This is a genomic window from Burkholderia reimsis (assembly GCF_003294055.1).
Classification (GTDB): Bacteria; Pseudomonadota; Gammaproteobacteria; order Burkholderiales; family Burkholderiaceae; genus Burkholderia; species Burkholderia cepacia.
The window spans coordinates 114,936-141,122 of record NZ_QMFZ01000025.1; the positions used below are offsets into that span (position 1 = coordinate 114,936).

At 68.4% G+C, this 26,187-nt stretch carries 27 protein-coding genes; 16 read left to right on the forward strand and 11 right to left on the reverse strand.

The window, feature by feature from the left end; translation table 11 throughout:
• The first annotated feature begins 153 nt into the window (after positions 1-153).
• Positions 154-1,284 (forward strand): extracellular solute-binding protein, encoded by a 1,131-nt coding sequence (locus DPV79_RS26260; protein ID WP_113046835.1) that lies wholly within the window; start codon positions 154-156, stop codon positions 1,282-1,284.
• Entirely contained in the window at positions 1,281-3,071 is a 1,791-nt protein-coding gene (locus DPV79_RS26265; protein ID WP_048025039.1) for a bifunctional diguanylate cyclase/phosphodiesterase, read from the forward strand. The genes DPV79_RS26260 and DPV79_RS26265 overlap by 4 nt, the downstream gene beginning before the upstream one ends.
• Positions 3,072-3,171: 100 nt before the next feature.
• Here DPV79_RS26265 and DPV79_RS26270 read toward each other — a convergent pair whose 3' ends face one another.
• From DPV79_RS26270 to DPV79_RS26280, 3 genes are all read right to left on the reverse strand, one after another.
• Positions 3,172-3,471, reverse strand: coding sequence for a DUF4148 domain-containing protein (locus DPV79_RS26270; RefSeq protein WP_048025041.1), 300 nt, complete (start codon positions 3,469-3,471; stop codon positions 3,172-3,174).
• A gap of 282 nt (positions 3,472-3,753) precedes the next feature.
• The gene (locus DPV79_RS26275) at positions 3,754-4,008 is read right to left on the reverse strand and encodes a hypothetical protein (protein WP_027791787.1); all 255 of its coding nucleotides are present in this window, start codon (positions 4,006-4,008) and stop codon (positions 3,754-3,756) included.
• A 55-nt stretch (positions 4,009-4,063) separates the two neighbouring features.
• Entirely contained in the window at positions 4,064-5,389 is a 1,326-nt protein-coding gene (locus tag DPV79_RS26280; RefSeq protein ID WP_113046836.1) for a D-serine ammonia-lyase, read from the reverse strand.
• Between the two features lie 109 nt (positions 5,390-5,498).
• Here DPV79_RS26280 and DPV79_RS26285 point away from each other — a divergent pair, with 109 nt between their 5' ends.
• Complete coding sequence (locus tag DPV79_RS26285; RefSeq protein ID WP_113046837.1) at positions 5,499-6,449, forward strand: LysR substrate-binding domain-containing protein; 951 nt, start codon at positions 5,499-5,501, stop codon at positions 6,447-6,449.
• 369 nt (positions 6,450-6,818) lie between these two features.
• Here DPV79_RS26285 and DPV79_RS26290 read toward each other — a convergent pair whose 3' ends face one another.
• Positions 6,819-7,667: a sulfite exporter TauE/SafE family protein gene (locus DPV79_RS26290; protein ID WP_060158348.1), complete on the reverse strand. Its 849-nt coding sequence runs from the start codon at positions 7,665-7,667 to the stop codon at positions 6,819-6,821.
• 318 nt (positions 7,668-7,985) lie between these two features.
• Here DPV79_RS26290 and DPV79_RS26295 point away from each other — a divergent pair, with 318 nt between their 5' ends.
• Together DPV79_RS26295 and DPV79_RS26300 are read left to right on the forward strand one after the other, a co-directional pair.
• A complete protein-coding gene (locus tag DPV79_RS26295; RefSeq protein WP_113046838.1) occupies positions 7,986-8,882 on the forward strand; it encodes a LysR family transcriptional regulator in 897 nt (298 codons plus the stop codon).
• A 123-nt stretch (positions 8,883-9,005) separates the two neighbouring features.
• Entirely contained in the window at positions 9,006-9,638 is a 633-nt protein-coding gene (locus DPV79_RS26300; RefSeq protein ID WP_042977494.1) for a LysE family translocator, read from the forward strand.
• A gap of 76 nt (positions 9,639-9,714) precedes the next feature.
• Here DPV79_RS26300 and yddG read toward each other — a convergent pair whose 3' ends face one another.
• A complete protein-coding gene (gene yddG / locus DPV79_RS26305) occupies positions 9,715-10,659 on the reverse strand; it encodes an aromatic amino acid DMT transporter YddG (RefSeq protein ID WP_165843567.1) in 945 nt (314 codons plus the stop codon).
• A 125-nt stretch (positions 10,660-10,784) separates the two neighbouring features.
• Between yddG and DPV79_RS26310 the strand changes: the two genes are divergently transcribed.
• Positions 10,785-11,669, forward strand: coding sequence for a C39 family peptidase (locus tag DPV79_RS26310; RefSeq protein ID WP_133295724.1), 885 nt, complete (start codon positions 10,785-10,787; stop codon positions 11,667-11,669).
• 66 nt (positions 11,670-11,735) lie between these two features.
• Here DPV79_RS26310 and DPV79_RS26315 read toward each other — a convergent pair whose 3' ends face one another.
• The gene (locus tag DPV79_RS26315) at positions 11,736-13,421 is read right to left on the reverse strand and encodes a purple acid phosphatase family protein (RefSeq protein WP_021162944.1); all 1,686 of its coding nucleotides are present in this window, start codon (positions 13,419-13,421) and stop codon (positions 11,736-11,738) included.
• A 322-nt stretch (positions 13,422-13,743) separates the two neighbouring features.
• On the opposite strand from DPV79_RS26315, the gene DPV79_RS26325 reads away from it, so the two are divergent.
• The 4 genes from DPV79_RS26325 (at position 13,744) to DPV79_RS26340 (ending at position 15,977) form a co-directional block, all read left to right on the forward strand.
• Positions 13,744-14,043, forward strand: a complete 300-nt coding sequence (locus DPV79_RS26325) for a YXWGXW repeat-containing protein (protein ID WP_059683750.1) — start codon at positions 13,744-13,746, stop codon at positions 14,041-14,043.
• A 250-nt stretch (positions 14,044-14,293) separates the two neighbouring features.
• On the forward strand, positions 14,294-15,058 hold the full coding sequence (locus DPV79_RS26330; protein WP_081076237.1) for an RNA polymerase sigma factor: 765 nt from the start codon (positions 14,294-14,296) through the stop codon (positions 15,056-15,058).
• Complete coding sequence (locus DPV79_RS26335; RefSeq protein WP_021162949.1) at positions 15,055-15,477, forward strand: hypothetical protein; 423 nt, start codon at positions 15,055-15,057, stop codon at positions 15,475-15,477. The genes DPV79_RS26330 and DPV79_RS26335 overlap by 4 nt, the downstream gene beginning before the upstream one ends.
• Positions 15,474-15,977, forward strand: coding sequence for a periplasmic heavy metal sensor (locus tag DPV79_RS26340; RefSeq protein WP_021162950.1), 504 nt, complete (start codon positions 15,474-15,476; stop codon positions 15,975-15,977). The genes DPV79_RS26335 and DPV79_RS26340 overlap by 4 nt, the downstream gene beginning before the upstream one ends.
• Positions 15,978-16,139: 162 nt before the next feature.
• On the opposite strand, the gene DPV79_RS26345 is transcribed toward DPV79_RS26340, so the two are convergent.
• The gene (locus DPV79_RS26345) at positions 16,140-16,985 is read right to left on the reverse strand and encodes an alpha/beta hydrolase (protein ID WP_341867614.1); all 846 of its coding nucleotides are present in this window, start codon (positions 16,983-16,985) and stop codon (positions 16,140-16,142) included.
• 482 nt (positions 16,986-17,467) lie between these two features.
• Here DPV79_RS26345 and DPV79_RS26350 point away from each other — a divergent pair, with 482 nt between their 5' ends.
• From DPV79_RS26350 to DPV79_RS26365, 4 genes are all read left to right on the forward strand, one after another.
• The gene (locus DPV79_RS26350) at positions 17,468-18,862 is read left to right on the forward strand and encodes a DUF1800 domain-containing protein (protein ID WP_060217365.1); all 1,395 of its coding nucleotides are present in this window, start codon (positions 17,468-17,470) and stop codon (positions 18,860-18,862) included.
• A gap of 2 nt (positions 18,863-18,864) precedes the next feature.
• Entirely contained in the window at positions 18,865-20,022 is a 1,158-nt protein-coding gene (locus DPV79_RS26355) for a DUF1501 domain-containing protein (RefSeq protein ID WP_059487968.1), read from the forward strand.
• Between the two features lie 61 nt (positions 20,023-20,083).
• Complete coding sequence (locus DPV79_RS26360) at positions 20,084-20,302, forward strand: YXWGXW repeat-containing protein (protein ID WP_027791772.1); 219 nt, start codon at positions 20,084-20,086, stop codon at positions 20,300-20,302.
• Between the two features lie 212 nt (positions 20,303-20,514).
• Positions 20,515-20,913, forward strand: a complete 399-nt coding sequence (locus DPV79_RS26365; RefSeq protein ID WP_021162957.1) for a lysozyme inhibitor LprI family protein — start codon at positions 20,515-20,517, stop codon at positions 20,911-20,913.
• Between the two features lie 46 nt (positions 20,914-20,959).
• Here the strand turns inward: DPV79_RS26365 and DPV79_RS26370 are convergent, their stop codons facing one another.
• Both DPV79_RS26370 and DPV79_RS42240 read right to left on the reverse strand, forming a co-directional pair.
• Positions 20,960-22,153 (reverse strand): tyrosine-type recombinase/integrase, encoded by a 1,194-nt coding sequence (locus DPV79_RS26370; RefSeq protein ID WP_113046841.1) that lies wholly within the window; start codon positions 22,151-22,153, stop codon positions 20,960-20,962.
• Positions 22,154-22,250: 97 nt separating this feature from the next.
• Positions 22,251-22,541: a hypothetical protein gene (locus DPV79_RS42240; RefSeq protein WP_133295725.1), complete on the reverse strand. Its 291-nt coding sequence runs from the start codon at positions 22,539-22,541 to the stop codon at positions 22,251-22,253.
• A 237-nt stretch (positions 22,542-22,778) separates the two neighbouring features.
• Here DPV79_RS42240 and DPV79_RS26375 point away from each other — a divergent pair, with 237 nt between their 5' ends.
• On the forward strand, positions 22,779-23,162 hold the full coding sequence (locus tag DPV79_RS26375) for a DUF4377 domain-containing protein (protein ID WP_113046842.1): 384 nt from the start codon (positions 22,779-22,781) through the stop codon (positions 23,160-23,162).
• 9 nt (positions 23,163-23,171) lie between these two features.
• Here DPV79_RS26375 and DPV79_RS26380 read toward each other — a convergent pair whose 3' ends face one another.
• Complete coding sequence (locus tag DPV79_RS26380) at positions 23,172-24,560, reverse strand: DHA2 family efflux MFS transporter permease subunit (protein ID WP_113046843.1); 1,389 nt, start codon at positions 24,558-24,560, stop codon at positions 23,172-23,174.
• Positions 24,561-24,710: 150 nt separating this feature from the next.
• On the opposite strand from DPV79_RS26380, the gene DPV79_RS26385 reads away from it, so the two are divergent.
• Positions 24,711-25,571, forward strand: coding sequence for a LysR family transcriptional regulator (locus tag DPV79_RS26385; RefSeq protein ID WP_113046844.1), 861 nt, complete (start codon positions 24,711-24,713; stop codon positions 25,569-25,571).
• A gap of 85 nt (positions 25,572-25,656) precedes the next feature.
• On the opposite strand, the gene DPV79_RS26390 is transcribed toward DPV79_RS26385, so the two are convergent.
• On the reverse strand, positions 25,657-26,007 hold the full coding sequence (locus DPV79_RS26390) for a VOC family protein (RefSeq protein ID WP_011355015.1): 351 nt from the start codon (positions 26,005-26,007) through the stop codon (positions 25,657-25,659).
• Positions 26,008-26,187: the final 180 nt, after the last annotated feature.

Here is a 26,187-nt window from a genome sequence, read left to right on the forward strand (position 1 = left end):
TTCCGGTCGACGGAAACGGCCCGCCGTAACGGCACCGGCATGCGGCGTCGCTGATGGCGCGCGGGCGCCGTATACGGCTTCTTCCAATTGCGCGACCGTAGGTTTTATGGTCTTGTTGCGTGATATCGCATCGACTCGAAAAAGGACAGTCGAATGCAGCGGGGCGATTCACGCGGGGTCCGATTGATCAGGGGAATCGGCGCACGTACACGCGTACGTATCGCCGTGCGCAGGCTGCTCATCATTTTGACGGCAGGCTTACTTGCCGCTGCGCTGCCGGTGCTCGCCGCCTCTCCCGAAACCGTCAACGACAACGTGCTGCGCGTGCTCGCATGGCCCGGTTATGCGGACAGCGATGTCGTCAGCGCGTTCGAGGCGCAATTTCACGTACGCGTCGAAGTGACGTTCGTCGACTCCGACGAAGCATTGTGGACGCGGATGCACAGCGCGGCGCCGCCGCCGTACGACGTGCTGGCCGCAAACACGGCCGAGATCCAGCGCTACGCGCACGAACGTCTGCTCGCGCCGATCGACTTGTCGCGCATCCCGAACCGGCGGCGGCAGTTGCCGAACTTCCAGCAGCTCGCGACGATCGACGGGCTCGTGGAAGAGGGGGCTGCCTATGCGATCCCGTTTACGTATTCGTCGATGGGGCTGATCTACGACCGCAAGCAGGTTTCCGCCGTGCCGCGCTCGATGCGGGAGCTGTGGAATCCGCGCTACCGCGGCAAGGTGCTCGACTTCAACAGCGCGCAGCACAATTTTTCGTTCACGGCGCTGGCGCTCGGCTATCCCGATCCGTTCCGCCTGTCGCCCGCGCAGACGCTCGCCGTCGCGCACAAGCTGATCGACCTGCGCCGCAACCTGCTGACGTACTACACGCTTCCTGAAGAGGCGACCGCGCTGTTCGTCCAGCATCGCGCGGCGCTGATGTTCGGCAATTACGGCACGCAGCAGGTGGAACTGCTGCGGCGCGCCGGCGCGGACGTCGGCTACGTGATCCCGGACGAAGGTGCGCTCGCGTGGCTCGACTGCTGGGCCGTCACGCGCGGCGTGCAGCATCCCGAGCTCGCGTTCGCATGGATCAACTACATGCTCGAACCGGCGATCGGTGCGCTGCTGACCGAACGCCAGGGCCTCGCGAACACGTTCGCGCCGCCGCCGGGCCTCGACACCGGGCACCAGCATCTCGTCTGGCTCCAGCCCGTCGAGGACATCGCGCGGCGCGAATCGCTGTGGAGTCGCATCGTGTCGGGCGACCGGCCGGAGCGGTTCGGAAAATGATCCGGCTCGGGCTCACATCGAAACTGTCGGTGCTGTTCGCGTGCATCGGCGTGATCGCGTCCGGCACGACCGGCTATTACGCGTATCGCGCGAATCGCGCGATGCTCGTGCAGGAGGCACAGCACAGCCTGCTGATGTCGACGCAACTGCTCGGGCAACGCTTCACCACCGCGCTGTCCGACGTTGCGGACGATGCGCTCGTGCTCGCGCAGATGCCGTCGTGCGCACTGGTCTCGGGCGGCGACAACCGGGATGGCGCGGCACGCGCGCGGCTCGAGCAGGTGTTCTACAGCTTCATGAGAAATCACCCGGAATACCTGCAGGTTCGCCTGATCGCGCGCGGGGATTTCGGGCTCGAACGCATTCGCGTCGATCGCGATGCGCACGGCATCGTCGTGCTGCCGGACAGCGCGTTCCAGGAGAAAGGACAGTTTTCCTACGTATTCGATACGCTCGCGACGGCACCGGGTCATATCTACCTGTCGCCGATCGTGATCAACCACGAGACGGGAACGCACGCGGCCGAGGGGCTGCCGATCCTGCGCGTGGGCACGCCGGTCGTCGACGCGTCGGGCCAGACAGTCGGCGCACTCGTCGTCGATGTCGAACTGTCGCGCGTGTTCGACCGGCTCGAGCGCGATCTGCCGGAAGACTACGCGGTGTATCTCGCGAACGAGTGGGGCGATTTCCTCGTGCACCCCGATCCGTCGCAGACGTTCGGCTTCGATCGCGGGCGGCGCGTGCTGATGCAGGACCGCTTCGCCGTCACGCGCGCGCTGTTCGACAGCGCCCGCACGAACGTTACCCTCAACGGCCTGACCGATCCCGCCGATGCGCCGGGGCAGATGTTCGCGTTCGCGCGCACGCCGTTCGGGCACGACGAGGGCAACCGCTTCGTCGTGCTCGGGATGGGGCGTCCGCTGGCCGACGTGCTGGTGCCGGCCGGCGTGCTCGGCGAACGGATCATCCGGATGGTGCTCGTGTCGAGCCTGATGGCGGTCATCCTCGCGATCCTGTTCGCGCGTGCGATCACGCGGCCGCTGCAGACGCTCGCGCGCGCGGCGACGCACGTGTTCGACGATCCGGCCACCGAGCAGCTGCCGGTCGGGCGCGCCGACGAGATCGGCGTGCTCGCGCGTTGTTTCGACAGCATGCGTGTCGAGATCCGCACGCAGGTCGCGATGCTGCGCGCGAAGCAGCGGGAGCTCACGCACCTCGCCGGCCACGATGCGCTGACCGCGCTGCCGAACCGCCTGCTGTTCATGGAGCAGCTCGATGCCGCGATCCGGCGGGCGGCCGCGATGCACGAGGGGCTGGCCGTGATGTTCGTCGATCTCGACCGCTTCAAGCAGATCAACGACCAGCACGGGCACTCGGCCGGCGACCGCGCGCTCGTCGCGGTCGCCAAGCGATTGAGCCTCGTGCTGCGCGGCGGCGACATGGTCGCGCGGCTCGGCGGCGACGAATTCATCGTGCTGATTGCGGACGTGCGCTCACCGGCGGTGATCGGCGACGTCGCGTCGCGCATCCAGCTCGTGATGGCTGAAGAACTGGAGTTCGGTGACCGGCGCATGGCCGTCGGCGCGAGTATCGGCGTCAGCGAGTTTCCGGCCGACGGCGCGTCCGCCGAGGAACTGCTCGTCAAGGCCGACGCGGCGATGTACGCGGCGAAGGCGTCTGCGCAATGCGCATACGTGCGCTACCAGGAGCTGGTCGGCAGCGGGCGTGCCGCCGGCGGCGGGGCGGACGAAGCGGCCGGCCGCGTCGCGTCGGGCGGAAGCCGGTGACGGCCGGCCGCACGAAACGTGCGATGCAAACGCAACGAGCCCGTCGCGGGACGGGCTCGTTGATGGTGCGGGCTGCGCGCGAAGGCGCGCGGCGGCAGGCTTAGTGGCCGAAGTAGACCGAGTCGCGCGGGTTCTGCACCTTGACGGCCGGTGCGCCGCCCTGGACGGTCGCGGCCGGTTGCGCACCGTAGCCGCTGTTGTCGGCGCCGCGCACGCGGGCTTGCGCGGCTTCGATGTCGGCCGGGTAGTGCGGGCTCGCCTGGCTCGGCTTGTAGCCGGCTTGTTCGAGCTGAACCAGTTCGTTCTTCACTTGCGCGCGGGTGACGGTGCTTTGGGCGAATGCGCCGAACGAAGCGGACAGGGCGACAGCGGCAACGACTGCGGAAACGAGCGATTTCATGATGACCTCCGATGTTTATTGGCTTTCCGCGTTCGACACCATGTCGTAAGCGGTTGATTACATCGTAGGCGCCGGTCGACCTAGGGTAAACGTGAGTTTTGGTGAAAGATCGTTGTCGCTGGAGTAATAATTCCGGGATATACGCGTTCCGTCCCTATTCGATATTGCCGGATTTGCAAGGGAGCGGAGCGAATGCGCGCGACGCGGACGGCGTATACGGACGGGTGCCCGGCGGCGAATGCGCGGGCGGAGAGGCGGCGGACGGGTTGCGTTGCCGACGGGTCAGACGTCGTCGTCGATTTCCTTGCGTTCCCGGCGCTCCTCGTTGCCGCGGCGCGCGCGCAGGCGCTGGCGCGACAGCACGGCGATCACCTGCTGGGTCGGCGCGCCGGACGGCAGTTCGTTGCGGATGCGATCGGGCACCATGGGCAGGCCTGCGCGCTGCCGGCGCAGTGCCTTGGCGATTGCCCGGCGGCATTCGTCGCCGTGGCAATCCCATTCATCGCGGATTCTCTGGCAATAACGGCATTGTTCCATCCGGACAGTCTAACGCGTCTTCGGGAACGGGGCTGGACGCGCCGGCCTGAGTGGATCACGCGCCGGGTGCGGCAGCGGCGAGCGCTTTCGCATGCGACTGGAAGCGGCGATGTTCTTCCGGCGGCACGAGCGAGCCGCCCGTCGCCCAGATGACGTGCGTCGCCCGGCGCAGGTCGATCGCATGGCGATGCACGTAGTCCTTTCCGGCCGGGGAGTGCGCCAGCCAGCCGGGGCCGCCGACGGCAGCGGCGGCCGACGGCTCGAGTTCCAAGCCCGTCGCGCGCCGGACTGCGAGCAACTGCGCGTAAAGCTGCGCGTCGCTGACGGTGAAGACGCCCGACAGCTGGGACGCCATCAGCGGGCTGACGAGATGCGACGCCTGCGCGACTGCCAGGCCATCGGCCTCGGTCCGGTTGTCGAGCCCCGCGTCGTAGACGGAAACGGGCTTCCCGGGGCCGGCGGCCAGCTGGACCAGCATGCACGGCGAAGCGACGGGTTCCGCGAAAAAGCAATGCACGTGCTCGCCGAACAGCGCCTTGAGACCATAGGCGATGCCGCCCGGCGCGCCGCCGACGCCGCACGGGACATGGACGAAGAGCGGATGCGCCGCATCCACGACGCGGCCCGCCCCGGCGAGCTGCGCGGCGAGATGCCGGGCACTGGCCGCGTAGCCGAGGAACAGCATCAGCGAGCCTTCGTCGTCGACGAAGTGGCTGCGCGGCTGATGGCGTGCCTGCGCGCGTCCCGCCGCGACGGCTTGCGCGTAGTCGCCGTCATGTTCGATCACGCGAACGCCGCGTGCTCTCAGGCGCGCCTTCTTCCACGGCTTCGCGTCGGTCGACATGTGAACGACCGACTCGAACCCCAGCGCGGCGGCCATCACGCCGATGCTCAGGCCGAGATTGCCGGTGCTGCCCACGATGACGGTGTGCGCGGCAAACAGTTCGCGTGCGGCGGTCGATGCGAGGAGCCGACGGTCGCCCGCGGGTTCGAGCAGGCCATGTTCGATCGCGATCGACTCCGCGAGCGCGAGCACTTCATGAAAGCCGCCGCGCGCCTTGATCGAGCCGGCGACCGGCAGTGCGTCGTCGCGCTTGATGAACCACGCGCCGTGTTCGTCTGCCGGGAGCGACAGGCTGCGCTGCAGGTTGTCTGCCGGCATCAGCGGCGATTCGATTTTTCCGGCGCTCCCCGCGAGTTCGGGAAACAGCTCGGCCATCAGCGGTTCGCAGCGCGCCAGCCGCGCTTCGGCCATCGCAATGGCGTCGATCGCCGGTGCGTCGTGCGGCATCGGGCTGCCGGCGTGGGGGTTCAGCCACAGCAGCGGGTGGCGCGATTGCAGCTTGGCTAATAGATCGGAAGGCTGGAGCGTGAAGGTCATGGATCGGTATTGCGTCGGAAGAACGGGGAATCAGGCTTGAATGCTACGATTCGAACCGGTTGCGCAAAAGCGCCGATTTCTAATGAATGCATTAGCCTGACTTATAACGATGCGACTCGATGGTTCGATCCTTGGTGCGTTGCTGTGCTTTGAAACGGCCGGCCGGTTGCTGAGCTTCACGAAGACGGCACAGGCGTTCAACCTGACGCAAAGCGCCGTGAGCCAGCAGATCCGGAACCTGGAGGACCGGCTGGGTTACCCGCTGTTCGTGCGTCAGGCGCGCGGGCTGAAGTTGACCGAGAAGGGCGCGACCCTGCTCGGAACGATGTCGAGCGCGTTCGGCGACATCCATCGCACGCTTCAGGCGCTCGGCATGCCGGACGCGCCGCTGCAGGTGAGCTGTCTGCCGTCGCTCGCGCTGCAATGGCTGATGCCGCGCCTGTCCGAATTTCATCGGCTGCAACCGGACGTGCCGGTTCGCGTGAAGGCCGAGTTTCAGGTGCTGGATCGTCAGGCCATGGAGACCGACGACATCGACGTGGCGGTGCGCTACGACCCGGTGCAATACGGGCGGCTGCATGCCGAGGCCATCCTCGACGAAATCCTGTTTCCGGTCGCCACGCCCGCGTATCTGGCGCAGCATCCGTCCTTTGCCGGCGGGGAGTCTCTGGATGGCGTCGTCCTGCTGCACGACGCGGCTCCGTGGGGCGGCGCGCCCGAGTTCGTGGAGTGGCGGACGTGGCTGGAGGCGGTTCGTCCCGCGTGGATGGCGCATCTTGACGGCCCGCAGTTCAATTTCTCCAGCCTGGCAATCACGGCCGCGCTGAACCATCAGGGCGTCGCGATGGGGCGCGCCGCGCTGGTACACGACGAGATCGCGAGCGGACGGCTCGTGGATGTATTCGGCAGGCACGTGCGTGCGCCTGCGCGCTACATGCTGTTGTCACGCAATCCCGAAGATCCGCGCACCACGGTTTTTTCGGACTGGCTCAAGGCCGAGTGCGCACGCTTCGATGCGGCTCGGTCACGCCTGCTTTCGAACGGAAGCCGGCACGGGTAGCCGAAGCTGCCGGATGGCTGGGTCGGAGTGCGAAGTAGTTGAGAAACGGGTGGCGCCGCACACTACGATTTCCCGTCCGTCTCCATACGGAATGCTTGCGCACGGACGCGGCTGGCGAGCGTTACTTGAGTTGCCAGATACCCCAGATGGCGATCAACAGGCCAAGGCCGAATCCGCAGCCGAGCAACACGTAGGTTTCCATTGCAGGTCTCTGAAAGCGTGGCAGCGCCGATGCGGACATCGGCGTGCGAGCAGGACAGTCGGTGACGTATCGTTCGCATCGTCGGGCGCGGCGATACGCCGGGTCCGCGAATACTACGCTCGGCAGCTTTCAGAACGCATGCGGGATCGATGGCAATCCGCCGCCCGTCATTGCTTGACCGCGTGCGTGTGGTCCAGCTGCGTAACGTGCGATCCGCCGTGCCGGAACACGCCCGATTTCCAGATCATCTGCGACGCCGCGACGAGCACGAAGAGCAGCACGACTATCCTGAAGCTGCGGGGCGACATCTTGTCCCGCAGCGGGCGGACGAGCCACATGCCGGCAATGGCCGGCAGGCTGGCCGCCGCCGAGATCGCGAGGTCGGCGGCGCTCGCGTGCGCGGCGCCGCTGAACGTCGTGAGCAGCGTGACGATCGACACCACGAGGATGATCGCGATCTGCTTCGTGAAGGCGCGCCCGGTCGCGCCGGACGAAATCAGGTAGGTGGCGAGCAGCGGGCCGGGAACCGACGCGATGCTTTCCATCAGCGCGGCGCCGAAGCCGAGTGCGAAGCCGACGGGCTTCTGCCACGCGGGAGGCAGGTTGAGCTTCGGCGCCGCGAGCATCAGCGTCGCGGCGACGATCAGCAGTGCGCCGGACGCCGCCTGCGCATGACCCGGATTGAGCGAGAGCAGGATCGCGACACCGACGATATTGCCGATCACGGTGCCCGCGATCGGTGCGGCGATCTTGCGTGCCGTCGCCAGCACCTGGCCGCCTTCCAGCGCCTGCGGAATGTTGCCGAGGATGATCGGCATCGACAGCAGCAGCACCGCATGCCGGATCGGCAGGAACTGGCTGAGTATCGGCATCGCGATCAACGGCACACCGATGCCCGTGATCCCCTTGGCCATGCCGCCCAGCAGCAGCGCGACGGCGATGCCGGCCAGATCGAACGCGCCGAGCCCCTGCAGGCTGGAGACCAGCACACCTTCAGTCAGATTGAAATGCATCATGGATTGGCTTGTTGCGGCATATCCGGCAGCGAGCGCTGTCGAATGAGCCCGTTGCGGCGCGTGCGTGTTGCACGCATGTGTTCTGGATCGGCTTGACCGGGCGTCGATTGCACGGCGCCGCACCGTTGCGCGGCCGGGTCCGCAGGCAATCGACGCGCGGTTCGAGGATGCATCTTACCCGAGCGTTGCGGAGGGCATTCGGCGCGGGGCGCGGCATGCCGCCGGCATCGTCGGCGCGATCAGGTACGCGGTTCAATATAATTCATGACCGTGTGTCGCCTCATGCGCGATATGCATTCACCGGAACAAGGAGACCCGATGACGCTTGCGCAGTTGCAGGCCCTGGCGGCCGTGGTCGAACTCGGCTCGCTCACGGCCGCGGCCGACCGGCTGAGCCGCAGTCAATCCGCGATCAGTCATGCGCTGACCGAGCTGGAAGACATCACGGAGGTCAAGCTGCTCTGGCGCGACCGGCAGCCGGTCGTCCTGACGGCGGCGGGTGAACGCCTGTGGCCGTACATCCAGAACGTGGTGCGCGAAGCGCAGTTGCTGCGCCAGCAGTTCAGCGTGTCGCGCGGCAAGCTCGAAGGGAAGCTGGTGGTCGCGTCGCTGCCGAGCGTGTCGCTGGCATTCGTCGTGCCTGCGCTCGAGGCGTTGAAGGAGATGCACCAGGGCGTGTCGGCGGTGCTGCTCGAAGGCACGGACAGCGAAGTCGAAGGGTGGATCGAGGACGGTACCGCCGACGTCGGCGTGGTGGCCGGCACGAAGACCTTCGCGCACACGCTGCCGTTGCTCGACGAGGACTTCGTCGCGGTGGCGGCGGATGGCATGTTCACGGGCCGCAAGAGCGTGTCGGCGAAGCAGTTGTCCGCGGCCCCGTTCATTTTCTCGAAGGCAGGATGCGGGCCGGTGATCGCGGATTACTTCGCGCGCAGCGGCACGCCGCTGCACGCCGCGTTCAACGTGGTCGAGATGCGCACCATCCTGTCGATGGCGGAGGCCGGCATGGGCGTGTCGATCGTTCCGCGCATCACGCTCACGTACACCCCGTTCGGCGGCCGCGTGCTGGCGCTTTCGCCGCGGCTGCACCGTTCCGTCCGGCTGTCGTGGAACACGTCCGGCAATGCGATCGCCGATGCGTTCGTGCGGCTCGTCGACGCGCAACGCGCGAAGGCGGTGAAGGCGATTCACGCGCGCGCGAAAAGGAGCCGGTAACGAACGGCCGGTGCGATGAAAAGCGCTCATGGGCGGCTTGCAGTTTATTCATGCCGATGGTGGTCGAGATGCAATACATTGATCGAACTCGCCCCTGACCGCTTCGCCCCGAAGGAGATTGCCGTGCCGGCCTTGCCCACCTTGCTTGCATTCGGACTCGTGTCGCTCGGCATGGTGCTGACGCCCGGGCCGAACATGATCTACCTGGTGTCGCGCTCGATCTGCCAGGGTCGCCGTGCCGGGCTGGTGTCGCTCGGCGGCGTCGCGCTGGGGTTCGTCTTCTACATGGTGTGCGCGGCGCTGGGCATCACCGCGCTGGTATTGGCCGTGCCGTATGCGTACGACGTGCTGCGCTTTGCCGGTGCGCTTTATCTGGCGTACCTGGCGTGGCAGGCGCTGAAGCCGGGCGGCCGCTCGGCGTTCCAGGTCAGGCAACTGCCGCACGATAGCCGCGCCAGGCTCTTCACGATGGGCTTCGTCACGAACCTCGCGAATCCGAAGATCGCGGTGATGTATCTGTCGCTGCTGCCGCAGTTCATTTTGCCGGGGCACGGCAGCGTGCTCGCGCAATCGCTGGCGCTCGGCAGCGTGCAGATCGCGGTGAGCGTCAGCGTGAACGCGCTGATTGCCTGCATGGCCGGCGCCATCGCGGGTTTTCTGGCGGGGCGGCCGGTCTGGGCGTCGGTTCAGCGCTGGTTGATGGGCACGGTGCTGGCGGGGCTCGCCGTGCGTATCGCACTGGAGTCGCGCAGCTGACGCGAGTGAGTGGCCGACGGGTTGCGGGATCGCAGGGGGCTTCCGAGTTGCATCTTGACGAACGCGCCCGGTTTCGTCAGCCCTGTCTGTTGCCCTGCGCTTCGTTGCCGGCCCGCACGGGCGCGGCTTTTGCGTTGCGCCGGCCGCGCGTCGCGAGCCAGCACAGGATCGACCCGCCGCATACCATCGACGCGCCTTGCCAGAATTCGATCGACAGCGGCGCATGCAGCAGCGTCGCGGCGAGCATGGCGGCGAGTACCGGGGTGAAATACGATGCGCCGACGATGATCGTCACGTTGCCGTGCATGATGCCGGTGTTCCAGGCCGCATAGCCGAACCCCAGCGCCGATGCCGCCAGCACGATGTAGATGGCCGCCTGCAGGCTGAACGTCATGCCGCCGCCGCCATCGATCGCGAACTTGATCCAGAGCGCCAGCGCAACCAGCATGAAGAACGGCGTGACGCCGTTCTTGCCGTCGGCGATGCGCGCCGTCACCGTGCAATAGCCGGCCCAGATCAGCGCGCCGAAGAATGCGAGGCCGTAGCTCAGCGGATTGTCCGTGACGTTGTGCAGCATGCCGGCCGGATCGAGCCCCTGGTCGCCGCCGAGCACCCGGCAGATCCCGAGCATCGACAGCAGGACGCCGGGCACGACCAGCAGGTTGGCGCGCTGCTTGTTGAACACGATTGCCGCGACCAGCGTGAAGCTCGGCCACAGATAGTTGACCATCGCGACTTCGATCGCCTGCCGGCCGTTGCTGGCATAGCCGATCGACAGCGACAGGCACACCTCGTAGGAGACGAACAGCAGCCCGCCCCAGAGCAGATAGTTTTTCGGGAATCGGCTCAGGTCGGGGAACCCGACCGAGAACAGCAGAAGCACGGATGCCACCGTATAGATCATCGCGGCGCCACCGGTCGCGCCGAGGCTTTCGCTGACTCCACGAACGAGAGCGACCACGGAGGCCCACAACAGCACCGCGCCGAGCCCGGCGAGCGTTGCCTTATTCTTGCGCTTCATGCGTCCTGCCTGTTTCAACATTCAAATTCGCTATCGGATGATTCGGTTCCGCCTGCGCGGGATCCACGGGTACGTCGATCCGGATGGTCTCGATCCCGGTGTGCCGGCCGCGCACCGGGATCGACATGTCACGGCCGCCGACCCCGGACGCCTCGTCGCTGTCGAACGGCGTCGTCCCGTCGTCTTCGCCGAAGCAGCTGACGGTCGCGAACGTCTCGCTCGTGGCGGAGTACGAGGCGCGCAGTCTACCGCGTGTCGTCGCGCAATGGCTTGAGATGGGCGTACAACACGTCACCGTGCGCCATCGCGGTATAGTCGCGCAGCAGATTCGCATCGAGCAGTTGGTCAGGTTTTCGTTGCAGCCAGTCGCCCGTATCGCGCTTTCAGGGAGGGAAGCCATGAAGGAAGTGCCGTATTTCTCGCAGTGGGAATCGATGCACCTGGTTTCGCGGTTCGTGTCCCGCGAATTGCGCGCGGAGGACGACCCGTTGTGGCATCGCTCCGGCGCCAGCACGCCGGAGGAATACGCGCAGTGGAGCCCGAACATCTGCGGTATCGCGTGCCTGAAGATGTTGCTCGCATACCGTTTGAACACGATCGTGCCGTTGCTCGAACTGGTACGCGAGGCCGTCGGGTTCGGCGTCTACCGGCCCGAACTCGGCGACACCGGCAAGCGCCTGCATTACCGGCCCTTCGTGCACTGGGTGCGCGAGCGCTACGGGATCGATGGCGATGTGGTGGAAGGAGTCGATTCGGCCGCGCTCGAACCGAAGCTGCATGACGGGCACATGCTGATGGCGTCGGTGCATCCCGGCATCCGGCACGACGGCTTCGAGCCGCCGTCGCGGGGCGGGCACCTGGTGCTCGTGTTCGGCACGAATCGCGACACCGGCGACTGGCTGTTCCACAACCCGTCCGGGTTCGACGTGCGCACGCAGCGGAACGTGGCGATGCCGCGCGCCACGTTCGACCGCTATTTCGCGAACCGCGGCATCCTGATTGCCCCATGACGTTGCGCATGCAACGAATCCTGCGCACGCAGCATCAGGCGCCCGTCGCAACGGGCGCCTGACCGATCACCGGTCGTTGCGCTTCTTGCTCAGCTCGATCGTCTCGAACAGCGCGTAGTCGGCGGTCGGGTGCTGGTCGGCGCCCGGTGCGTGGTAGTAGCGCATCGTGATCGTCGTATGCCCGCCCGGCTTGCCCGGGTCGTGGTCGAACACGGCAATCCCGTAGCCGGTACCCGTATCGCGACGCGCGGACCAGATCGCATCCTCGAGTGCATCGGCCGGCTGGCGCACGAACGTATTCGGCGCCGTGCCCGGCACCGGCCGGTTCGGCTTCGTGAACACCTTCGCCCGCGCAAAGCCGGTTGCCGGGTTCTCGCCGTATACGTCGAGCGGCGCGCTGGTGCCGCCGCCGCCCAGGATCAGGTGGATCGTGCCGTGGCTCGTGTCGAACGTCGTGCGGTCCGGGTCGTTCGATCCGACCGGGCGCGGCTGCAGCGTCTCGACCACTTCGCCGGTCGTCGCATCGACGCCCGCGCGGTGATTGCAGCCGCGTACCGGGTAGCTGCGCTCGTAGTCGTGATCGTGGCCGCACAGCACGAGGTCGACGCCGTAACGGTCGAACAGCGGCAGCCATGCTTCGCGAATGCCCTTGTCGGAACCGTTGCCCGTCTTCGACGAACTGAGCGCGTCCTGGTGCATCTGCACGACGATCCAGTCGATGTCGTCGTCGTGCGCGGCATGACGCAGCGTGTGTTCGAGCCAGCGCGTCTGCTCGCCGTTGCTGTAGCCGCGCACGTAGAACGACGTGCCGGGCTCGATCGGCGGGCGGCCCGTGCTCGCGGCCGGCACGAGCGGCGCGGGGCCGCCGACGAACGCGGCGGCATCCTGGTACACGACGTCGTCGGCGTCGAGCGACACGAACAGCACCGAGCTCACGCGGAAGCTGTACCAGCGGCCCGGGAAGCGCGTACCGTTCTCCGGCAGCGTATAGCGCGCGAGATACGAGTCGAGCCCCTGCGGACCGTTGTTGAACTCGATCTCATGGTTGCCGGGGCACGGCATCCACGGACGATTCGCCGCCGACGTCTGGTTGTTGTTGCCGAAATCGCGCCACACCTCGGGCTGGTGCGCGGGGTTCAGGTTCGCGTAGCAGAGGTCGCCGTTCAGCAGGTGGAACAGCGGCTGGAACTGCTCGACGGCCTGCACCGCGAAGCGGCTCTGCGGCGACGACAGCACCCACGCACCGTTCGGCGTCGCAAGGTCGCCGTAGCTCGTGAAGCGGAACGGCGCGCGGCCGCGCGGTGCGGTCGAGAAATTCGCGGAGAACGGCTGCGCGGCATTGCTGTCGTTGTCGGCCGTGATCTCGTAGCGGTAGCGCGTATTCGGCTTCAGGCCGTGCACGCGCGCGTGGTACGCGAACACGGTCTCGCCGTTGAGGCCGTCGGTGTACAGGCGCTGGACGCCATGCACGGTGCGCGGCGGCTCGCCGTCGGCGACGATGCGCGCGCGCGGATTGACGGCCGACGCGAGCGATGCCCACGAGATCACGACTTCCGACGTCGGGTCGTTGCCCCACGTCAGGTGGACCTGTTCGGGCGTGCCGTCCGGGGTCGACGCGGCGGCCCGGGCTGCCGCGAGGCCACCGGCGGCGGTGGCGAGGCCGGATACGCCGGCGAGTTTCAGGAAGCCGCGGCGCGAGACGGACGCGGCGGGCTCGTTCGGCTGGATCGGGGAGTTGTCCTGGTTCGACATGGTCGGTGTTTTCGTGGATGGAGACGCGAGATGCGGAACCGCCCGGCCGTGCGTAAGCGTGGCCGGGGCGTGGGCCGGAAACGAGCGGGATCCCGGTGCCGGACATTGTCGGAGCGCAGTTTTGCCGGGTTGTGACAGCACGGCAACCCCGCGGGAACGCCGGCACCTGCCGAGCTTGCGGATCGGGGCATCCCATCCGCGCCGGCGCGCGTCCGCTTCGGCCGATATTTTTTTGCCGACATCGCGACGGATTCTGATCACCCGCGCCGTTTAACGCATGAACGGCCGCTTCCGGTCGATACCTGCTACATCGGAGTCTTTCATGAAGCTTTCCATTCCGTTGCGGTTTGCCACGGCATGCGTGGCCGCGCTGGCTGCGTCCGCTGCGTTCGCGCAGGCCGTCATCGTCGCGCCTTACGCGCCGCCGCCGCCTCGCGTCGAAGTGATGCCGGGGCCGCGCGCGGGCTACGTGTGGGACCAGGGCCACTGGCACTGGCGCCAGGGCCGTTATGTCTGGATTCCAGGCCACTGGCAAGTGGTTCGCGTCGGTTATCACTGGGTGCCGGGCCACTGGGCCGCGCGCGGTCCGGCGTGGCGCTGGGTTCCGGGTCATTGGGCCTGATGCGCACGCCGTCGCACGGCACGCGGTGCCGGCGCGGCGGCGCCTTCCCGCAACGTCATGAGTCGCAGCCATGCCCTATCGAACCGTGGTGATACTGGCAGCCGCAGCCATCGTGCTGGCCGGCTGTGTCGTCGTACCGGCGCGTCCGGTCTATTACCGGCCCGCGCCGGTCGTCGTATATTGAGCGCGCCGGCCGCCGCTCGCGCGACCGGGCGGCCGGCATCCGATCGAACCGATCGACACGATCGCCATGCGGCCTGAAACGGATGCCGATGAAACGGACCTTGCCGAGGCCGTGCGCGATGCGTGCGGCGATCCCGAACCGCCAGCGTGGCGGGGCCGGGTAATGGCGCGGCGCATGCAAGGAGAGCACGACGATGAGCTTCGGTCTGCCGGCGGGCGCATTGACGAACGCGCCGCGGCACAGACGCGCGATGCGCTGGAGCGCCCCGCGTTGAGCGACGGCGATCCGGACGCCGCGCTGGTGGCACGGGTCGGCGCGCGCGACGCGTCGGCCGTGCGCATGCTCGTCGCGCGCAAGCTGCCGCGGCTGCTCGCACTCGCGACGCGCATGCTCGGCGACCGCACGGAAGCCGAGGACGTCGCACAGGAGACGTTCTTGCGGATCTGGAAACAGGCGCCGGGCTGGCGCGAGGGCGAGGCACGGTTCGACACGTGGCTGCATCGTGTCGTGCTGAACCTGTGCTACGACCGCTTGCGCGGCCGCCGCGAGGAACCGGTCGACGTGTTGCCCGACGTGCCCGATCCGCAACCGGAACCGGCCGCCCGCGCGGAGACCCGCTCGCGCGACGCGCGCGTGCGGCAGGCGCTCGCGGCGTTGCCGGCGCGGCAGCGCGAAGCGCTTGTGCTCCAGTACTATCAGGACATGTCGAACATCGAGGCGGCCGACCTGATGGGCATTACCGTCGACGCGCTGGAAAGCCTGCTCGCGCGCGCGCGGCGAAACTTGCGCGCGCAACTGGCCGGCGATTCACCTAGCGAGGACATCCGATGACACCCGAACGATTTCGTACCATCGTCGCCGCGTACGGCTCGGATGCGCGGCGCTGGCCGGACGGCGAGCGCGCGGCTGCCGAGGCATGGGCGCGCGCGCATCCGGGCGACGCGTTGGCGGCGCTGGACGAGGCCGCCGAACTTGACGCGTGGCTCGCCAACGATACGGTCGCACCGCCCGCGCCGGCGCTCGTCGAGCGCATCGTCGCGACGGCGCCGGCCCCGGCGCCGCGGCGCACGCGGCGGCGGGGCACCGTGTGGTGGTCGGGCGCGGCATTCGCGGGCGTGGGCCTGGCCGGCGCGCTCGCGGGCGCGGTGGCGGTGTCGATGCTGATGCTCGGGAGCGTGCCGCCTGCGCACGAGCAGGGCTACCTGACAACGACGTTCGGCGGACCGAGCGTGGACTGGAGTGATGAATGAGTGAGCGTGGCTGGAAATTCGTTCTCGTCGGTTCGGTCTTGCTGAACGTATTCATGCTCGGCGCGATCGGCGGCGGCGCGTATCAGTGGTTCTCGACGCATCGCGACCTGCGGGCCGCGGGCGCACCTGCTTCGCGCACCGCATTGCGTTTCGCCGCGGACGAGTTGCCGGACACGCGCCAGCAGGAATTCGCCGCCGCGCTGAAGGCGGCACGCAAGGACGGTCGCGATTTCGCGCGGGAAGGGCGCGACGACCGGATCACCGTGCTGGATCTGCTCGCCGCGCCGCAACTCGATCGCACGGCGATCGACGCCGCGCTCGACCGCACGCGTGCGGCCGATATCGCGCTGCGTGCGCAGGTGGAGCGCAGCGTCGTCGATTTCGCGGCGACGCTGACGCCGGACGAGCGCGCGAAGTTCGTCGACGGGTTGCGGCGTAGCGGCAATTGGCGGTTGCCGCCGAAGTTGCAGAAAAAGCAGGGCGAGGCGGGGAGTCAGTAAGGAAACGCGGCGCGGGAGACGTGCGGCGGCGCGCCTTTCCTGCGCTGTGCAGCGCGTACGCGGAACACCGGTCGGCAATGCTTTCAGGTACGCGTTCGCAAGCGATCGCAACGCGACCACGGCCACGACGGCGACCGCGACCGCGTGACGCGACGGAGACGTTCAACGTGCCAGCATCCAGGCGGAGATCGCGTCGACCACGCCGCTCTCCAGGCCGTTGAAGCCGTGATAGGCGAACGCTTCGCATGGATCGCCCCGGGTCGTGCCGCCCGACACGATCATCCGTTCGGCCTTCGGCGATGCATCCAGTTTCTTCAACAGCGTGTCCGTGTCGGACACGGGGCAATGCTTGCAGCCGTCGTCCTGGTGATGAACGACGAGCACCGGAATCCTGAGGCTGGCGAGGTTCATGTCGGTGACCGCGGTACCGCCTCGATCTTCACGGAGGATCGTGGACGTCAGCACGATACCGTCCGGCCCGCCGCCGCCGGCCAGCGCGATCGCAACCGCAGCGGCGGACTGGGTGCCGCGGCTCGTCCCGACCAGCCAGACCGGTACGTGCAGTTGCTCTCTCAACCACGCGATCACGGCACGCGCGTCGTCGGCGTGTTCCTTCGAGAGTCGAAAGCCGTTGAGGTAGGGCGCGGATTGCCGGTCGCTCGGTGCATCGATGACCGCGACAGCGATACCGTCATTCACGAACAGCTGCCTGGTGCGGACGAGAAAGTTGCCTGCACCCCATCCGAAACGGCCGGACGGGTCCAGTTGCAGCCCGCCGTGTCCGCCGGCGTAAAGGATGGCCGCGGCTTTCGGCGCATCCGGCGCGATGAAGAGAAACCGCTGGGTGACTCCGGGGCGGGTCGGGACGTCGACGACCTTGGGCTGACCCTGCGCGTGAGCGGGATAGCCGTGCAGCGCCAGCACCATGGCGAGCAGCCACGCGCATGCGAACCGATCTGCAAAGGCGACAACGGGAGCCGGCAGCAGGATGGCGAGCAGCGTGGTCATGGCCGATCTCCGGTGGCGTCGAATTCTTGTTCGGGGCGGGACGACGTTACCTCCGTGACCCGGAGCGATACATTCCATTGAGTCTAGGCCGCTTTCCGGGAACGGCAAGCGCCGGGCGGATATGGGCGACAAGGCGGCATTCGACCCATCCGGGGTTTCGGCCGACGCACGTTGTGGCCGGGCCCATGCCGGTCAGGCGGGTGAAAGCCTGTCGGCCGAATGTCGAAGCGTGCCCGTCCCTCGGCGGGGCACGGGGCCGCGTTGCGGCGGCTGAGCGATCTGTCGATGCGCTGCCACCGTCGGTCGAATCCGTGAAGGAAACTCGAACGGCGACACACACGCATTCAAGTCCACGCTGGAAACTCGCACGCCGACACACACGTTTTCAACCCCGCGCGACAAACCCGAAATATTCGTCTTCCCGGCGACGGATTTCCCGCCGGCCGACGTTTAACACGGGTACGCATCGCAAGAGCCCCGCCATGGACCACCCGAACGACATCACCCCGGCCGCCATCGCGCTGAACCGCTTCGGTCTCGGCGCGCGGGCCGACGAAGCGCCGCCTGCCGACCCGAAGGCGGCGCTCGTCGCGCAATTCGACCGTTACGACGCGCGGCCGGCCGCGTGGGCCGGCGAGCCCGACGCGGTGGCGCTCGCCACGCGCTTCGCGAACGCGCGCAATGCGATGACCGGCGACGATCCCGCAACGAAGCGCGCGACCGAGCAGTCGATCCGGCGTGACGGCAACGATACGTATCGCAGCGCCGTCGTCGCGCGGGTCAACAGTGCGTTGAACACGCCCGCGCCGTTCGTCGAGCGTCTCGTGCATTTCTGGGCGAACCATTTCGCGGTATCGGTCGACAAGGGGCCGGTGGCGGCCTACGCGGGCGCGTTCGAACGCGACGCGATCCGCCCGCACGTGCTCGGCCGTTTCGAGGACATGCTGGTCGCCGTCGAGCAGCATCCCGCGATGCAGCTGTTCCTCGACCAGGCGCGCTCGGTCGGCCCCGACAGCCCGGCCGCGCTGCGTGCCGAAGCGCGCAATCCGTCGGGCAGGCGCGGGCTCAACGAGAATCTCGCGCGCGAAATCATGGAGCTGCACACGCTTGGCGTACGCACGGGTTATACGCAAGCCGACGTGACGGAATTCGCGCGCGCGCTGACCGGCTGGAGCATCGCCGGCGGGCGCGGCCCGCAGCCCGGCGATGCGGCGCCCGGCGCGTTCGTGTTTCGCCCGAAACTGCACGAGCCCGGCGTGCGGACTGTGATGGGGCGCAGCTACGACCAGCCCGGCGAATCGCAGGCCCGCGCGATCCTGCACGACCTCGCGCATTCGGAGGCGACCGGTCGGCATATCGCGTTCCAGCTCGCCCGTCATTTCGTCGCCGACAATCCGCCGCCCGCGCTGACCGACCGGCTCGCCCGCGCATTCGACGCGAGCGGCGGCGATTTACCGACCGTCTATCGCGCGCTCGTCGACGCGCCCGATGCGTGGTCGCCGGTCAACCGCAAGTTCAAGACGCCGTGGGAGTGGGCCGTTTCTTCGCTGCGCGGGCTCGGCTGGCACGACACGGGCGACCTGAAGGCCGCGCCGCTGCTCGCGCAACTCGGCCAGCCGGTGTGGCGGCCGGGCTCGCCCGCCGGCTACGACGACGTGGCCGCGAGCTGGGCCGCGCCCGACGCGCTCGTGCGCCGCGTCGAGCTGGCGCAACGGCTGGCCGCGCGCACGGGCGACCGGCTCGATCCGCGCACGCTCGGCAACACGCTGCTCGCGGGTTCGTTGAGCGCGCCGACGGCGACCGCGCTGTCGCGTGCCGAAAGCGCGACCACGTCGCTCGCGTTGCTGCTCGTATCGCCCGATTTCCAACGGAGATGACCATGGCACTGTCCCGCCGACAATTCCTGCGCGTGGCGGCCGCCGGCGCCGGCGCGATGCTCGTCGCGCCGCGAATCGTGTTCGCGAACGTCGAAACCGACCGGCGCTTCGTGTTCGTGATCCAGCGCGGCGCCGCCGACGGCCTGAACACCCTGGTGCCGTATGCCGAACCCGCATATGCGTCGCTGCGCGGCCCGCTGGCGATCGACACGGCGGCCGCGACGCGGCTCGACGGCACGTTCGCATTGCATCCGTCGCTCGTGCAGACCGCGCAGTTGTACCGCGACGGGCAGGCGCTGTTCGTTCATGCGATCGCGTCGCCGTATCGCGACCGCTCGCATTTCGACGGCCAGAACGTGCTCGAGACGGGCGGCCGCGCGCCGTACCAGGTGAAGGACGGATGGCTGAACCGGCTCGCCGCGCTGCTGCCGGCGACACGCGAAAGCGCGATCGCGTTCGCACCGACCGTGCCGCTCGCGCTGCGCGGCACCGTGCAGGCGGCGTCGTACGCGCCGTCCGGTTTGCCGGCCGCGCCGGACGACCTGCTCGCGCGCGTGTCGGCGCTCTACGAGGCCGACGCGCAGCTCGGCCCGTTGTGGCAATCGGCGATGGATGCGCGCGGCCTCGCCGGCGATGCGCATGCGCGGCAGGATCCGGCGGGTGTCGGCAAGCTCGCCGCGACGTTTCTCGCGCGCGACGACGGTCCGCGCATCGCGATGATCGAAACGGGCGGCTGGGACACGCACAGTGCGCAGAACGCACGGCTCGCGAATCAGCTGAAAGCGCTCGACACGATGCTCGCCGCGCTGCGCGACGGCCTCGGGCCCGCATGGCAGCAGACCACGGTGCTGGTGGCGACCGAGTTCGGCCGCACGGCCGCCGCGAACGGCACGGGCGGCACCGATCACGGGCAGGCGTCGGTCGCGATGCTCGCGGGCGGCGCGGTCGCGGGCGGCCGCGTGATTGCCGACTGGCCGGGTTTGCGGCCCGGCGACCTGTACGAAGGGCGTGACCTGAAGCCGACCGCGTCGCTCGACGCGCTGATCTCGGGCGCCGCCGCCGAAAGCCTGCGGCTCGATCCGCACCGCACCGCGTCCGCGCTGTTCGCCGAAAGCGGCGCGATGCGGCCGATGAGCGGGCTGATTCGCGGCACGGCGTGATGCGCCGGGTTGCCGCTTCCGCGCCGATTCATTCACGACACAAAAGGGAGAATGCAAGATGATGAAGATCCGCTCCGTTTCGCTCACCGTGCTGGTAGCGGCCAGTGCGACGTTGATGTCCGCCTGCGTGGTCGAGCCCGTGCGGCCGCCGCAGCCGGCGCCGGTCGTCGAGGTGCCGCCGCCGATGCCCGCGCCGGGCTATCGCTGGGCGAAGGGGCATTACCGGTGGGCCGGCAATCACTGGGCGTGGGTGCCCGGGCATTGGGTGGGCGTGTACTGATCGGGCGTGACGTGCCGCGCGGCGTGCGGCGAGGGTGCGGGGAAGCGGCGCTGCGTATTGAACTGCGATGCGCGTTGCCCTAAGCTGCCGGATCGTGGCGACGGGCATCCGGCGACGGGCAACCGGCGACGGGCAACCGGCGACGCGCATTCCCGTTCGTCCGCCACGGCGAGCCGATCCGCGGCCGCCGGTTTCTTCGTTACGGCACCCACATGAAAGCATGGCTCGTTGCGCTGGCCGTCGTCGCCGGCATGACCGGCGCGCACGCCGCGTCGTTCAACTGCACGAAGGCGTCCACGTTCGTGGAGCGTGAAATCTGCACCAATCCGACGTTGTCGCGTCTCGACGATGCGCTCAACGCGGATTTCCAGCACATGCTCTACGACTTCAGCAACTATCCGGTCGAGGATCCGCCCGAGTACGAGCAGTTCATGGCGACGCAGAGGGCGTGGCTGAAGACGCGTAACCGCTGCACGACGACGCAGTGCCTGATCGACAGCTACCGCAAGCGCATCGACGTGCTGTGCGGCCAGATCGACGTGCCGGCGAAAAGCGACCGCGCGAAATGCCGCAGCAACGGCGGCCTGGGCGGGCTCGAACTCGATCACTGAGCGCCGATGTAGCGTGCGAGCCGGGAGCCGTCAGGCCGGTGCGCGCCTACCACCCGATCCGGTGCTTCTCCTCCGTCTCGCGATGCCGCCAGTCGTCGTCCGCATGCAGGTACTGGCTCGTCGTCGTGAGCGACACGTGGCCGAGGTTGTCGCGCACGAGCCGCAGGTCGACGCGGCCGTCGGCCATGTGCGAGCCCGCGCTGTGGCGCAGCCAGTGCGCGGATGCCTGTTCGAGCACGCGTGCCTGCTGCTCGCCGGCTTCGTCGTTCGCACGCAGCCGGTCGGCCGCTTGCCGGAACACCTGCTTCACGATCCGGTGCAGCGCCGCGCGCGTGAGCGGCTTGTGCGCCTTGCCGACCGGCAGCACGAGCGGCGTGGACTCGCCGTCGGACGGCAACGCGGGCAGGCCGTGCGCGCGCCGGTAGCGCGACAGCTCGGTCATCATTTCGTCGGTGGCCGGCACGAGCCGCTGCCGGCCGCCTTTGCCCGTTACGTCGAGCCACCAGCGGTCGCGCCCGTCCGCGTCGCGCCGGCAGAAGAACTGGCCCATCGTCGTGTCGGCCGCTTCGGTGATGCGCAGCCCGCCGAGATACAGCAGCGTGAACAGCCACCGCGCGCGGTCCGCGTGGAAGGCCGCCCGCGCGTCGTCGCGCGGCATCGCGGCGATCGCTTCCTTGACCGACTGCCACAGCGGTTGCCCGAGATGGCGCGTGACGCGCGGTGCGGGCCGGCGTTGCCGCTGGCGCGACAACGCGAGCGGATTGCCGGCCAGGTAACCGGCCTGCACGAGCCACGAGAACATCACGTTCAGGATCACCAGCGCCTGCCGCTGGCTGGCCGCCGACAGCGGCCCGTAGAACGGCCGCCAGCGCGGATCGTCGCGCGGATGCTTGCGTCCGCCGTTCGCGCACCACAGCTCGGCCGGCGCGGGCGCGAGCAGGAACTGCCGGTAGACGATCAGATCTTCGTGCGTGAGCGACGACAGCGGCTTGCCGCACGCGATCACGGCCCACAGCAGCAGGCGCTCGGCTTCCTTGCGGTAGTTCTGGAACGTGGTCGGTGTGTCGACGAAGCGCGCGAGCCAGGCGCGCACCGCGTCGAGGTCGTTGGTCGCGGCAATCTGCGGATGCGTGCCGGTCGAGCGGTTGGTGCCCGTGCGTCCGTCGAGCGCGGCCGGCACGGTCAGCGCATCGATCGGCAGCGGGCGCAGCGCGGCGTCGGACGGAACGGGTGAGGTCATGCGAAACGGGGTGCGCTGAGCGGATCGTACGCGTGGAGGCGGGCGGACGAACGCGGCGCGATCAAGCCAGTCGGGAAGCGTCGATGGTACACGATCATCACACGATGAACCCGCCGTCGACGGCGATCGCCTGACGGGTAATGACGCGCGCGGCGGGCGCGCACAGCCGCGTCATCGTTTTCGCGATGTGGCGGTGACTCGCTGGAGCCGCGCCATCCGCGTGGCCGCTGTGCGTTGCGCGTTGTCGTCGCGGTTTTCCGGGCGGCCGGTGCTCGCCGAACCGGCGATGCCGCCCGGGCACACGCGGAAACGGCACCCGATTCAGTCGGGCGTGCGCAGGCCCGCGCTGGGCGAGATACGGCGGCAGGGCCGCGGGCGCCGTGGTCATTCGGGTTGTCTCCTGTTGCGGGCACCGGGCCGGCAGGGCTGATCAGGCAGCGTCGCCCGGCGTGCACGTGCGAGCCGCCGGCGGTGATGCGCGCGGCTGAACCGGATCACGGTAGCGTACCGGCGCGGGCGACATCCCGCGAATGAAGGTGGCGGCCCGATTTCTGTAAGGTGTTTGTGAACTTTCTTGCGGCGAGGGTTTCTAATCGGCCCGCCAACGCTCCCTGAGGAACATCAGATGATTCGCCAATCCAGAACGCTGCTCGGCGCGGCCGTCATTGCCGGCAGCACGCTCGTCGCCGGATGCCAGACCGACGCGGTCGCCACGGCGCCGAACGCGGTGCGCCCGGCTGACGACGGCAAGCCGGTGACCAGGACCGTCCAGGTCGCGCCGCAATCCGCGCGATGCACGGGCGTCGCGCCGATGGAGTGCCTGCAGGTGCGAAACAGCCCGAACGAGCCATGGAGCCTGTGGTACGCGGGCATCGAAGGCTTCGCTTACCAGCCCGGATACCTGTACACGCTCGAAATCGACGAATACCGCGTGGCTCAGCCGCCGGCCGACGGCTCGTCGATTCGCTGGGTGCTCAAGCGCGTCGCCGAGCGCCGTCAGGTGAACTGACGGCCGCGCTTACGCGGACGGGCGCGCTGCGGCACCGGCCGCCGGCGCGACCGTGTCGATCCGCCGGAACACGACGGACGACAGCAGCGTCACCCCACCCATGCACGCGAACGACAGCATGAATCCGTGCGCCATCGAGCCCAGATGGGCGCCGAACAGGCTGACGAGGCCGCCGCCGATCGACACGCCGAGCCCCATCGCCAGCATCTGCATCATCGTGAACAGGCTGTTGCCGCTGCCGGCGTCGGCATGCGACAACCCCTTGAGCGTCACGCCGTTCATCGCCGCGAACTGCATCGAGTTCGCGGTGCCGAACACGATCAGCAGCGCACTTTCCAGTAGCGGCGCGGGCCGCACCGACACCAGCGCGAACCCCGCGATCGCGCACCCGACGATCCCCGTATTCACGACCAGGAACGCCGCATAGCCGAAGCGCTTCACGAGCGGCGCGATCCAGCGTTTCGCGATGACTCCCGCGATCGCGGCCGGCAGCATCATCAGCCCCGATTGCAGCGGCGTATAGCCGAGCTGCACCTGCATCAGCAGCGGCAGCATGAACGGCACCGAGCTCGTGCCGATCCGGCACAGCAGGTTGCCGAGCAGCCCCGAACCGAAATTCGGCTCGCGGAACAGCCCGAGCCGGAACAGCGGCTGCGCGCGGCGCCGCGCATAGGGCAGGTACGCGAGCGCGCTCGCCAGCCCGAGCGCCGCGAGCCCGGCCGCCCATGCGGCGCGATGCGCGGGCATCGGCGGGTCGATCGCGAGCGACAGCGCGATCATCGCGACCGACAGCAGTGCACAGCCGACGAAATCGAAGGGCGGCGGTTGTGTCGCCTGGTCGTGCGGCAGGTAGCGCTGCACGGTGAGGAAGCCGACCACACCGACCGGCACGTTGACGATGAACACCCAGTGCCACGAAATCGCCTGCGTGAGCCAGCCGCCGAGCGTCGGCCCGACGATCGGGCCGAGCTGGCCGGCGGTCGACACGAACGCGATCGCCGCGACGTACTGTTCGCCCGGCACGCGGCGCAGCACGGCGAGCCGCCCGATCGGCAGCAGCATCGAGCCGCCGATGCCCTGCAGCGCGCGCGCGGCGACGAGCTGGCCGAGCGTATGCGACGCCGCGCAGGCGATCGATGCGAGCACGAACACGAGAATCGCAATCGAGAACACGCGGCGCGTGCCGAACCGGTCGGCCAGCCAGCCGGACGCCGGCGTGAGCATCGCCATCGTCAGCGTATAGACGACCACGACGGGCTGCATCGCGAGCGGCGACGCGTGCAGGCTTTGCGCGATCGAAGGCAGGGCGGTGTTGACGATCGTCGTGTCGAGCGACTGCATGAAGAACGCAGCGGCGACGATCCAGAGCAGCGCGGAGTGTGTGGGTTCCCGGGACATGGCGAATTCGATGGTGCAAAGGCCGGCGCGGGCGGCGCGTCGGCACGGCGCCAGCCGGTCTTCAAGCGCACGATGGTACCGATTCCGATGGTCATCGGGAAGCTGCCTGATGACGTTGACTGTCATCGGAAACAACGATGACAATGCGGGATGCTCAATCCCGTCTGGCTCAAGACGTTCGCGACCGTCACGAGCTGCCGCAGCTTCACCGAAGCGGGCCGGCAGCTCGGGCTCAACCAGTCGAGCGTCAGCGAACACATCCGTCGTCTCGAGGAAAGCGTCGGGCGGCGTCTGTTCGTGCGCGACACCCATTCGATCGCGATGACGGCCGATGGCGAGGCGCTGCTCGTGCATGCGAACGTGATCCTGCAGGCGCTGAACCGCGCGGAATCGCAATTCCGCAAGCCGAGGCTGCAGGGCCTGGTGCGGCTCGGCGCGCCGGACGATCTCGCGCTCGTCGCGTTGCCGGACGTGCTGGCCGGGTTTCGCGCCGCGCACCCGGACGTCGCGCTGGAGATCACCACCGGCATGACGAGCCGGCTCTACGAAGGGCTGGACGCGGGGGCGCTCGACCTGATGATCGGCAAGCGGCGGCTCGGCGAGCGGCGCGGCACGCCGCTCCTGCGCACGCGGCTCGAGTGGGTCGCGCGGCCCGGCACCGTCGTCGATCCGGAGCGGCCGCTGCCGCTCGTGCTGGTCGCCGAGCCGAGCGTGACGCGCGCGATCGTCCTGAACGCGCTCGCCGAGAAGGGCATCGGCTGGGAAGTCGTGTGCTCGAGCAGCAGCCAGCCGGGCTGCATCGCGGCCGCGCGCGCGGGGCTCGGCTTGACCGCGACGTCGCACTATTTGTCGACGGGCGGGCTGGCGCCGCTGGTCAACGGCGGCGCGCTGCCCGTGCTGCCCGACATCGAATTCATCGCACTGGCCGCGAAGCGGCTCAGCCAGCCGGCGCGTACGCTGCTCGAACTGCTGGAAGCGAGCGACCTGAGCACGCCGGGCGCGAACGCGTAACGGGCTCGCCACGCGCGACGCGCCCGGCTCCGGCGCCCGCGCAACGCGATGTGATGCGCTCCGTCACGCGGCCATCATGCGACCGTCATGCGGCCCGCTTCTGCGAAATCACCAGCAGCGCGCCGTTCTTGTCCTCCAGCACCGCGCGGTATTCGTGCGGCCCGGCCTGCACGGGCACGCGCACCGACGCGCCGGCCTTCACGACCCGCGCCATCGCCGCGTACAGGTCGTCGTCCTCGTCGACGCGCAGCGTGAGCGCCGCGCGCTCGACGATCTGCTCGTCGCCGGCGACCAGCGCGATCGTCAGCGGGCCGCCGTCGAGCGCGCAATAACGATCGCCGTCGCGGAACTTCACGTTCAGGCCCAGCCCGTCGACGAACAGCGGCAGCGCCGTGTCGATGTCGTCGACGGGATACAGCAGCATCGAAACCTTCATCCCGGATCTCCCTTGTCTTGATGTGGGCGGCGTGCAACGTGCCGCCGTTCGATGCTAGTCCGATGAATCATTGAAATTGGATGTATCGATCCCATATGCTTGGGCATGCCGAGAACGATGCTGACGAGCGAACAACGTACCGAACTGGAGGCCGTGATGCGCAAGCGTCATGGCAATGCG